8 protein-coding genes are annotated in these 10,378 nt (G+C 71.7%); 3 read left to right on the plus strand and 5 right to left on the minus strand.

Annotation, left to right across the window (positions count from 1 at the left end; genetic code table 11):
* Positions 1-125: 125 nt before the first annotated feature.
* Complete coding sequence (locus tag EEJ42_RS38640; RefSeq protein WP_123106832.1) at positions 126-1,763, plus strand: alkaline phosphatase D family protein; 1,638 nt, start codon at positions 126-128, stop codon at positions 1,761-1,763.
* Position 1,764: 1 nt separating this feature from the next.
* On the opposite strand, the gene EEJ42_RS38645 is transcribed toward EEJ42_RS38640, so the two are convergent.
* On the minus strand, positions 1,765-2,313 hold the full coding sequence (locus tag EEJ42_RS38645) for a dienelactone hydrolase family protein (protein WP_246097638.1): 549 nt from the start codon (positions 2,311-2,313) through the stop codon (positions 1,765-1,767).
* Positions 2,314-2,450: 137 nt separating this feature from the next.
* Here EEJ42_RS38645 and EEJ42_RS38650 point away from each other — a divergent pair, with 137 nt between their 5' ends.
* On the plus strand, positions 2,451-3,575 hold the full coding sequence (locus EEJ42_RS38650; RefSeq protein WP_123106834.1) for a mechanosensitive ion channel family protein: 1,125 nt from the start codon (positions 2,451-2,453) through the stop codon (positions 3,573-3,575).
* A 58-nt stretch (positions 3,576-3,633) separates the two neighbouring features.
* Here EEJ42_RS38650 and EEJ42_RS38655 read toward each other — a convergent pair whose 3' ends face one another.
* From EEJ42_RS38655 to EEJ42_RS38670, 4 genes are all read right to left on the minus strand, one after another.
* The gene (locus tag EEJ42_RS38655; RefSeq protein ID WP_123106835.1) at positions 3,634-4,119 is read right to left on the minus strand and encodes a GNAT family N-acetyltransferase; all 486 of its coding nucleotides are present in this window, start codon (positions 4,117-4,119) and stop codon (positions 3,634-3,636) included.
* Entirely contained in the window at positions 4,116-5,057 is a 942-nt protein-coding gene (locus tag EEJ42_RS38660; protein WP_123106836.1) for an RluA family pseudouridine synthase, read from the minus strand. The genes EEJ42_RS38655 and EEJ42_RS38660 overlap by 4 nt, the downstream gene beginning before the upstream one ends.
* Before the next feature lie 71 nt (positions 5,058-5,128).
* Positions 5,129-5,710 (minus strand): signal peptidase II, encoded by a 582-nt coding sequence (locus EEJ42_RS38665; protein ID WP_123106837.1) that lies wholly within the window; start codon positions 5,708-5,710, stop codon positions 5,129-5,131.
* 71 nt (positions 5,711-5,781) lie between these two features.
* Positions 5,782-6,576, minus strand: a complete 795-nt coding sequence (locus EEJ42_RS38670) for a TraR/DksA family transcriptional regulator (RefSeq protein ID WP_123106838.1) — start codon at positions 6,574-6,576, stop codon at positions 5,782-5,784.
* A 592-nt stretch (positions 6,577-7,168) separates the two neighbouring features.
* Here EEJ42_RS38670 and ileS point away from each other — a divergent pair.
* Positions 7,169-10,300: an isoleucine--tRNA ligase gene (gene ileS / locus EEJ42_RS38675; RefSeq protein WP_123106839.1), complete on the plus strand. Its 3,132-nt coding sequence runs from the start codon at positions 7,169-7,171 to the stop codon at positions 10,298-10,300.
* Positions 10,301-10,378: the final 78 nt, after the last annotated feature.

Raw genomic sequence — 10,378 nt, forward strand, 5'->3', positions numbered from 1 at the left:
GTGCCCCCGGGGGATCACCCCGGGGGCACGCCCGCCGACCCGGCGGTGACCCCGCGGCGACACATGGGCGAACTTCCCCCGGGAGCCCTGCCGTTCGGGGCTACTTGCCAGTAATCTCGTCGGCCGTGACCGACGCCAAAAACCACATATCCCGCCGCAGCGCCGTCACGGCCGTAGCGGCCACCGCCGCCCTGCTGCCGCTGGCCGCCCAGACGGCCGCCCACGCCGCCACCGGACCCGCCTTCCTGCACGGCGTCGCCTCCGGCGATCCGCTGCCCGACGGCGTCCTGCTGTGGACGCGCGTCACCCCCACCCCCGACGCCGTGCCCGGTTCGGGGCTCGGCCCGGCCGTCGAGATCGGCTGGGAGGTCGCCGGCGACCGGGAGTTCCGCACGGTCGTCGCGCACGGCACCGCCAAGACCACCGCCTCGACCGACCACACCGTCAAGGCCGATGTGCGCGGACTGCGCCCGGCCACCGCCTACTTCTACCGCTTCCGCGCCGACGGCGGCGCGTACTCCCCCGTGGGGCGCACCCGCACCGCACCGGCGGCCGACGCCGCCGCCCCCGGGATCCGCTTCGGCGTGGTCTCCTGCGCCAACTGGGAAGCGGGCTGGTTCTCCCCGTACCGCCACCTCGCGGCCCGCACCGACCTGGACGCGATCCTGCACCTGGGCGACTACATCTACGAGTACCAGAGCGGCGAATACCCCGAGGAGAAGAACGTCGTCCGCCGGCACGCCCCCACCCACGAGATCGTCACCCTCGCCGACTACCGCACCCGGCACGGCAGATACAAGACCGACCCCGATCTCCAGGCGCTGCACGCCGCGGTGCCGATGATCGCCATCTGGGACGACCACGAGTTCGCCAACGACGCCTGGTCGGGCGGGGCCGAGAACCACACCCCCGGCACCGAGGGCGCCTGGGCGTCACGGATGGCCGCCGCCAAGCAGGCGTACTTCGAGTGGATGCCGGTGCGCCCCTCCACCGAGGGCACCACCTACCGGCGGCTGCGCTACGGCACCCTCGCCGACCTCCACCTGCTCGACCTGCGCTCGTTCCGCTCCGAGCAGGTGGGCGTGGGCAACGGCGCGGTGGACGACCCGGAGCGCACGGTCACCGGGCGCGCCCAGCTCGACTGGCTCAAGTCCGGGCTCTCCGCCTCGGACACCACCTGGCGGCTGGTGGGCAACTCGGTGATGATCTCGCCGGTCGCCTTCGGCGCGCTCCCCGCCGAGGTGCTCGCCCCGCTGGCCGAACTCCTCGGGCTGCCCAAGGAGGGCCTGGCGATCAACACCGACCAGTGGGACGGCTACACCGACGACCGGCGCGAGCTGCTCGCCCACCTCACCGGGAACGCCATCGGCAACACGGTCTTCCTCACCGGCGACATCCACATGGCCTGGGCCAACGACGTCCCGGTGAAGGCCGCGACCTATCCGCTCTCCGACTCGGCCGCGACCGAGTTCGTGGTCACCTCGGTGACCTCCGACAACCTGGACGATCTGCTCCACGTACCGGCGCACACCGTCTCCCTGGCCGCGGCCGCCGCCCTCCGCGCCGCCAACCGCCATGTGAAGTGGCTGGACATGGACGCCCACGGCTACGGCGTGCTCGACGTCACCGCCGAGCGCGCCCAGATGGACTACTACGCCGTCTCCGACAAGGCCGACCCGCACGCCACCGCGTCCTGGACCCGGTCCTACGTCACCCGCTCCGGCACCCAGCGCGTCGAGCGTGCCTCCCAGCCGGTGGCCTGAACTACCCCACCTCGTCGAGGAAGCCGAGCGCCACCCGCCAGGTGGCCTCGGCGGCCTCCTCGTCGTAGTCCGGCAGCTCGGGGTCGGTGTACAGGTGCCCGGCCCCCGGATAGCGGAAGACCTCCACATCGGCCCCGGCCCGCCCCATCCGCAGGTACCAGGCGTTCAGCCAGTCGTGCGGCTCGAACGGGTCGGGGTCGGCGACGTGCAGCTGCACCGGCAGCCCGTCGGTCGTGGTGTCGTCGGCGATGTCCGACGTCCCGTGCAGCAGGAGCAGCCCGCGCGCCTTCTCGTCGGCCAGCGCCAGGTTCTGCGCGATCGAGCCGCCGAGCGAGAAGCCCGCGTAGACCAGACCGCGCTCCGAGACGGGCGCCGCGGCCCGCACCGCCCGCTTCAGCAGCTCGTCCCCGCCGATCTCCTCCTTGAGGGCCATGCCCTCCTCGGCGGTGTCCGCCGTCCGCCCCTCGTACAGATCGGGTACGTGCACCTCGTGCCCCGCGGCGCGCAGCCGGTCCGCGGCCGCGTGCACCGCGGGCCGCAGGCCGTACATGGAATGGAGGAGCAGGATCGGGGAACGGGTCACAGTGGTCACTTCCTAGTGGGTGGAACGCGCTTCGCCCATCGTGCCAGGTACGGCCCGGGAAGGCGGAACCCAGAACCTCCGGCGGAAGGACGAGGAAGATCTTCATGGAGGACGTGCTGCGTCCCGTCATCGTCATCGGCGGCTCCCTCGCCATCACCGTGCTCATCGGCTGGGGAGCCGACTGGCTGCTGCGGCGGATCGACGCCCGGCACCCGGAGACCCCGCTGTGGGACCTGCTGCGCGGCTGCCGGCTGCCGCTCCAGGTGACGGTGTGCACGGCGCTGCTGCGCGGCTCGTACGAGACGATCGACGCGCAGGCCATCACCGCGCACCAGACGGCGATCGGCCGGCTGCTCACCCTGGTGCTGATCGCGGCGACCGCCTGGCTGGTGATCCGGGGCTCCGGGGCCATCGTGGAATCCTCGTACTCCCGCTACGCCGCCAGCGCGCACGACCCGGCGCGGGTGCGCCGGGTGCGCACCCAGGTCACGCTGATCCAGCGGGTGGTGGCCGCGGTGGTCGGAGTCGTGGCGGCGTCGGCGATGCTGCTGACCTTCCCCGCGATGCGCGCCGTCGGGACGTCCATGCTGGCGTCCGCCGGAATCCTGGGCATCGTCGCCGGTGTCGCCGCCCAGTCGACGCTGGGCAACCTCTTCGCCGGCCTCCAGATCGCCTTCGGTGACATGGTGCGCATCGGCGACACGGTGGTGGTCAACGGCGAATGGGGCACGGTGGAGGAGATCACCCTGACCTTCCTGTCCGTGCGGACGTGGGACGAGCGGCGGATCACCATGCCGGTGTCGTACTTCACCGGGCAGCCGTTCGAGAACTGGTCGCGCGGCGGCACCCAGAAGACCGGCACGGTCCTCTTCCACCTCGACCACCACGCCCCGATCGAGGAGATGCGGACGAAGCTGCGCGAGATCGTGCAGGAGTCCCCCGCCTGGGACGGCCGGGACTGGAGCCTGGTCGTCACCGACACCAGCCCGAGCACCATCGTGGTGCGGGCGCTGGTGACCGCGCGGGACTCCGACGACGCGTGGACGGTGCGGTGCGACATCCGGGAGCGGATGATCACGTGGCTGCGGGAGGAGCATCCGTACGCGCTGCCGCGGATCGCGACCGCGCCCGCGGTGCAGGCCCAGGTGCCCGCCCCGGCGCCCACGCATCCCGCCCCCGGGCGCGAGGACCACTTCGCCCGCTTCGACAACGGCTTCCGCAAGGGCTAGGGGGCCGGGGCCGGGGTCCGGGGCGCGGCCCCGGGTTCGGGAAGGGGCCGGGTGGGGGCTAAGCCCCCGGCAGGGAGCGCCGCATCGCGCGGTGCGGAATGCCGCTCCCCTCGTCGAACTCGGGCCCGAACGCCTCGTAGCCCAGCCGCTCGTAGAACGCGAGCGCGTGGGTCTGCGCCTCCAGGTAGACCTGGGACAGCCCGCGCCGCCCCGCCTCCGCCTCGACGGCCCGGACCAGCGCGGCGCCCAGGCCCGTGCCGCGCGCCGCGGGGACCACGGCGAGGCGGCCGAGGGCGGCAGTAGTGGCACCGTTCACCCCGGCGCGGCCGTACTTCTTGTCGGCGGCCGCGCCGTGCAGAAAGCGGACGGTGCCCACGGGGCGGCCCGCCGAGGAGGCCAGGAGGTGGACGGCGTGCGCGTCGTAGGCGTCCATCTCCTCCGCCTCGGAGATGCCCTGCTCGATCACGAAGACCTCGCGGCGCACGGCATGGCAGTCCGTGAGGTCGCCGTCGGTCACCACCTCGATCGCGTACGGCACGCTCACGCGCTCTCCGCCCGCACGATGTCCAGCGCCCGCTGGAGGTCGTCCGGATAGGGGCTCTCGAACTCGATCCAGCTGCCGTCGGACGGGTGCTCGAAGCCCAGCCGCATCGCGTGCAGCCACTGCCGGGTCAGCTTCAGCCGCTTGGCGAGCGTGGGGTCGGCCCCGTAGGTGAGGTCGCCGACGCACGGATGGCGGTGGGCCGACATGTGCACCCGGATCTGGTGGGTGCGCCCGGTCTCCAGCTTGATGTCGAGGAGGCTGGCGGCGCGGAAGGCCTCGATGAGGTCGTAGTGGGTGACGCTCGGCTTGCCGTCCGCCGTCACGGCCCACTTGTAGTCGTGCTGGGGATGACGCCCGATCGGCGCGTCGATGGTGCCGCTGAGCGGATCGGGGTGGCCCTGGACCAGCGCGTGGTAGCGCTTTTCGACCGTACGCTCCCGGAACTGCTGCTTGAGCAGGGTGTACGCGCGCTCGGACTTGGCGACGACCATGAGCCCGGAGGTGCCCACGTCCAGCCGGTGGACGATGCCCTGGCGCTCGGCGGCACCGGAGGTGGCGATGCGGAAGCCCGCGGCCGCGAGCCCGCCGATCACGGTCGTGCCGGTCCAGCCGGGGCTGGGGTGGGCGGCGACGCCGACCGGCTTGGCGATGACCACGATGTCGTCGTCGTCATGGACGATCTCCATGCCCTCGACGGGCTCGGCGACGATCTGGACCGGCGGCGCGGCCTGCGGCATCTCGACCTCGAGCCAGGCCCCGCCGGAGACCCGGTCGGACTTTCCGGCGACGCTGCCGTCGACCTGCACCTTCCCGGCGGCGGCCAGCTCGGCCGCCTTGGTCCGCGAGAAGCCGAACATGCGGGCGATCGCGGCGTCGACGCGCTCGCCCTCCAGTCCGTCGGGTACGGGCAGGGTGCGGATCTCGGGAATCGTACTCACCCGTCGAGTATGACGGACCGCGCGGACCGGTTCGTACGCCCGTCGGATACCGGCCCCGCGCCGGCCGGACGTCAGTCCTTGTGGACCGTGCCGTCCGGGTCCAGCCCGCGGAACGACAGGATCACGATCAGGAAGCCGCCGCACACGATCGCCGAGTCGGCGAGGTTGAAGACCGCGAAGTGGGCGGGGGCGATGAAGTCCACGACCGCGCCCTGAAGATCGCCGGGCGCCCGGAAGACCCGGTCGGTGAGGTTGCCGAAGGCGCCGCCGAGGAGCATGCCGAGCGCGATGGCCCACGGCAGGCTGTAGAGCTTGCGGGCCAGCCGCGCGATGACCACGATCACCGCGGCCGCGATCACCGTGAAGACGATGGTCATCGCCTCGCCCATGCCGAAGGCGGCGCCGCGGTTGCGGATCACCTCCAGCTGGAGCCAGGTGCCGATCACCTCGACCGGAGCGTGGTGCTCCAGCTTCGCGACCACGGCCAGCTTGCTGCCCAGATCCAGGAGGTACGCGAACGCGGCGATCGCGACCAGCACCCCGATCCGCCGCTTCTTCCCGGCCCCGGACGCGGCACCGGCGGCGCTGGTCCCGGCGCCCTCCTCGGCCTTCCCCGCGTCTGGCGTACCGATGGCCTGCTCCGCCTCTGTCAACGTGTGTCCCTCATCGTCCGGGCCAGTCTCCCCCTGGCTCAGACGAGGGTACGGCACAGGCGTGCGGACGGTCAGCGGCGCTCCTGACGCTGTTTGCACTCGACACACAGCGTGGCGCGCGAGAACGCCTGCATCCGGGCCTTGCCGATCGCGTTCCCGCAGTTCTCGCACAGGCCGTACGTCCCGGCGTCCAGCCGCTCCAGGGCGCGCTCGGTCTGGAGCAGCATCTCGCGGGCGTTCCCGGCGAGGGCCATCTCGTGCTCGCGCGTGATGTTCTTGGTCCCGGTGTCGGCCTGGTCGTCGCCCGCGCCGTCGCCGGAGTCGCGCATCAGCCCGGTGATCGCCTGCTCGGAGGCGAGGATCTCGGTGCGCAGCCGCCCGGCCTCGGTCAGCAGCTCCGCGCGCGCCTCGTCCACCTCCTCCGCCGACCAGGGGTCTTCACCGGGGCGTACGGGCAGCTCAGCGGGGTCCACGGGACCGCCCGCCACCCGGGCCTTGGGCACGCCGGACGGCGGGAACGACGGCGCGGTCTGCTTGGCGGTCGGCGCGCCGCCCGGGGTCTTCTTCGCAACCACTTTCCTGGCTCCCGTCTTCTTCGCGGGCACCGCCTTCTTGGCCGGTGCGGCCGACGCGGTCTTCTTGGCCGTGGCCTTCTTGACCGTGGACTTCGTGGTCTTGCTGGTCTTCTTGGCCGCGCTCTTCTTGGCGGTCGCCGTCCTGGCGGCCGCCTTCTTCGTGACCTTCGTGGCCTTCTCGTCCTGCGCGGCGGCCGATGTGGCCTTGCCGGCCGAGGCGCTCTTCTTCGCGGACGCGGCCTTCGTCGCCTTCGCCGTGCTCTTCTGCACGGCGGTCTTCCTCGCCACCATGGCCGCGGCCCCTTCACATATTGTGATCTTGCTCGCGAATCGTTCCGGAACGATAAATCGACTCCGGGCACGCGGCAACGGGGCACGCCGCCCGATTCGCCCGGCTTGCCCGTACGACAACCCGGTCTCCACCGTTGTGCCCCGCCCGCAGCCCGGTAATCCGGCCGGGAACCGGTACCGGAGAGTGACGAACGACGACTCCCGGACTGAAGCACCCGGCGTATCGGCATTCGGGTCATCTCGGGTCCGGCCCGTACCCCAGTCGGCGCAGCCGGGAAAAGCGGTCGGCCGCGGTCCGCCCGGCCCCGTACACTGGGCGCAGCGAAAGGCGTGGATGGGGACGAGTAGCGTCGTAGGCGGCCACGAGCGACCCGGGGACGGTGTGAGCCCGGGGGCGAGCGCGATGCGAAGGATCACCCCGGAGCCGCCGGAAGAACACCCGCACAGGGCCAGTAGAACCGGCATCGCGACCCTAATGAGGGGGCCGGGAGCGCACTGCTCGCGGCCAAGGAGGGTGGTACCGCGGGAGCGCTGACGGCTCTCGTCCCTCCGACGGAAACGACGAGACGTATCCGCCGGAGGACGTGTTCCGATGACGCAGTACCGCCAGGTGCCCGCCCAGGTCGACCTGCCCGCCCTCGAGCACGCCGTGCTCGACTTCTGGCGGGAGAACAAGATCTTCGCCCGTACCCTCGAACAGTCCGAGGGCCGGCCGGAGTGGGTCTTCTACGAGGGCCCGCCGACCGCGAACGGCATGCCGGGCGCCCACCACATCGAGGCCCGCGTCTTCAAGGACGTCTTCCCCCGCTTCCGCACCATGCGCGGCTACCACGTCGCCCGCAAGGCGGGCTGGGACTGCCACGGCCTGCCGGTGGAGCTGGCGGTCGAGAAGGAGATGGGCTTCAGCGGCAAGAAGGACATCGAGGCGTTCGGCATCGCCGAGTTCAACGCCAAGTGCCGGGAGTCGGTGACCCGGCACACCGACGCCTTCGCCGACCTGACCCAGCGCATGGGCTACTGGGTCGACCTGGACGACGCCTACCGCACGATGGACCCCGAGTACGTCGAGTCGGTGTGGTGGTCGCTCAAGGAGATCTTCACCAAGGGCCTGCTGGTCCAGGACCACCGGGTCGCCCCCTGGTGTCCGCGCTGCGGCACCGGCCTGTCCGACCACGAGCTGGCGCAGGGCTACGAGACCGTCGTCGACGCCTCGGTCTACGTACGCTTCCCGCTGACCTCCGGCCCGCTGGCGGGCGAGGCGTCCCTGCTGGCCTGGACGACCACCCCGTTCTCGCTGGTCGCCAACCTCACCGTCGCCGCCCACCCCGAGGTGACCTATGTGGTCGCCACGGACGGCAACGAGAAGCTGGTCGTCGCCGAGTCGCTGGTCGAGCAGGCGCTGGGCGAGGGATGGCAGACCACGGGCCAGAGCTTCACCGGTGCGGAGATGGAGCGCTGGACGTACCAGCGCCCCTTCGAGCTGGTCGAGATCCCCGACGCGCACTTCGTCGTCAACGCCGACTACGTCACCACCGAGGACGGCACCGGGCTGGTCCACCAGGCGCCCTACGGTGAGGAGGACTTCAAGAGCAGCCGCGCCTACGGCGTGCCGATCGTCAACCCGATCCGCACGGACGGCACCTTCGAGGAGGAGCTGGACCTCGTCGGCGGCCAGTTCTTCAAGAAGGCCGACGAGGCGCTGGTCCGCGACATGGACGAGCGCGGGCTGCTGTTCAAGCACCTGGCGTACGAGCACAGCTACCCGCACTGCTGGCGCTGCCACACCCCGCTGATCTACTACCCCCAGCCGTCCTGGTACATCCGCACCACCGCGATCAAGGACGCGCTGCTGCGGGAGAACGAGAAGACCAACTGGTTCCCGGACTCGGTCAAGCACGGCCGCTTCGGCGACTGGCTCAACAACAACATCGACTGGGCCCTGTCCCGCAACCGCTACTGGGGCACCCCGCTGCCCATCTGGCGCTGTGAGGAGAACCACCTGACCTGTGTCGGCTCGCTCACCGAGCTGTCCGAGCTGACCGGCACCGACCAGACCGGGCTCGACCCGCACCGCCCGTACATCGACGAGGTCACCTTCGCCTGCCCCGCCGACGGCTGCTCCCTCGACGCCGTGCGGGTGCCGGAGGTCATCGACGCCTGGTACGACTCGGGTTCGATGCCGTTCGCGCAGTGGGGCTACCCGTACCGCAACAAGGAGGTCTTCGAGAAGCGCTACCCGGCGCAGTTCATCTCCGAGGCCATCGACCAGACCCGCGGCTGGTTCTACACGCTGATGGCGGTCGGCACGCTCGTCTTCGATCGGTCGAGCTATGAAAACGTGGTCTGCCTCGGTCACATCCTGGCCGAGGACGGCCGGAAGATGTCCAAGCACCTGGGCAACACCCTTGAGCCGATCCCGCTCATGGACCAGCACGGCGCCGACGCCGTGCGCTGGTTCATGGCCGCCGGCGGTTCGCCGTGGGCCGCCCGCCGGGTGGGCCACGGCACCATCCAGGAGGTCGTGCGCAAGACGCTGCTCACCTACTGGAACACGGTCGCCTTCCAGGCCCTGTACGCCCGCACCACGGGCTGGGCGCCGTCCGACGCCGACCCGGCCCGGGCCGAGCGCCCCATGCTGGACCGCTGGCTGCTGGGCGAACTGGGCACGCTCACCGAGCAGGTCACCCAGGCCATGGAGGCGTACGACACCCAGCGCGCCGGACGGCTGCTGTCGGCGTTCGTGGACGACCTGTCCAACTGGTACGTGCGCCGCTCGCGCCGCCGCTTCTGGCAGGGCGACGCGGCCGCGCTGCGCACCCTCCACGAGGTCATCGAGACGGTCAACCGGCTGATGGCCCCGCTGGTCCCGTTCATCACCGAGCGGGTCTGGCAGGACCTGGTCGTCCCGGTGACCCCGGACGCCCCCGACTCCGTCCACCTGACCGCGTGGCCGGAGGCCGACCAGGCCATGATCGACCCGGCTCTGTCGGCGCAGATGGCGCTCGTACGGCGCCTGGTGGAGCTGGGCCGGGCCACCCGTGCCGAGTCCGGCGTGAAGACCCGCCAGCCGCTCTCGCGGGCGCTGGTCGCCGCGTCCGGCTTCGAGAAGCTGGGCCCCGAGCTGCGCGCCCAGATCGAGGAGGAGCTGAACGTCACCTCGCTCGCCGCGCTGAACGAGGTCGGCGCCTCGCTGGTCGACACCACCGCCAAGGCCAACTTCCGTGCCCTGGGCAAGCGCTTCGGCAAGGGCACCCAGCCGGTCGCCAAGGCCATCGCGGAAGCCGACGCGGCCGCGCTGTCGGTAGCACTTCGCGAGGGGACGGCGTCGGTCGTGGTGGACGGCGAGACGGTCCCCCTCTCCCCCGACGAGGTCATCATCACCGAGACCCCGCGGGAGGGCTGGTCCGTCGCCTCGGACTCCGGCGCCACGGTCGCCCTCGACCTGGAGATCACCCCGGAGCTGCGGCGCGCGGGCCTGGCCCGGGACGCCATCCGGCTGATCCAGGAGGCCCGTAAGAACAGCGGGCTGGACGTCGCGGACCGGATCGCCCTGCGCTGGGAGTCGCCCGACGAGGAACTCCGCCAGGCCCTCACGGACCACGCGGGGCTGATCGCGGACGAGGTCCTCGCCACGGACTTCGCCCCCGGCGAGGCCGACGCCGCCTACGGCACCCCCTTCGAGGACGGCGCCCTGGGCCTCACCTTCCGCCTCCGCAAGGCGTAACGCGCGGGCGGGGCTTGTCCCCCACCCGCCCCTCCCCGCAACCGGGGCTCCGCCCCGGACCCCGGTTGCGGCACGCCC

It is taken from the genome of Streptomyces botrytidirepellens, assembly GCF_003721215.1.
Lineage (GTDB): Bacteria > Actinomycetota > Actinomycetes > Streptomycetales > Streptomycetaceae > Streptomyces > Streptomyces himastatinicus.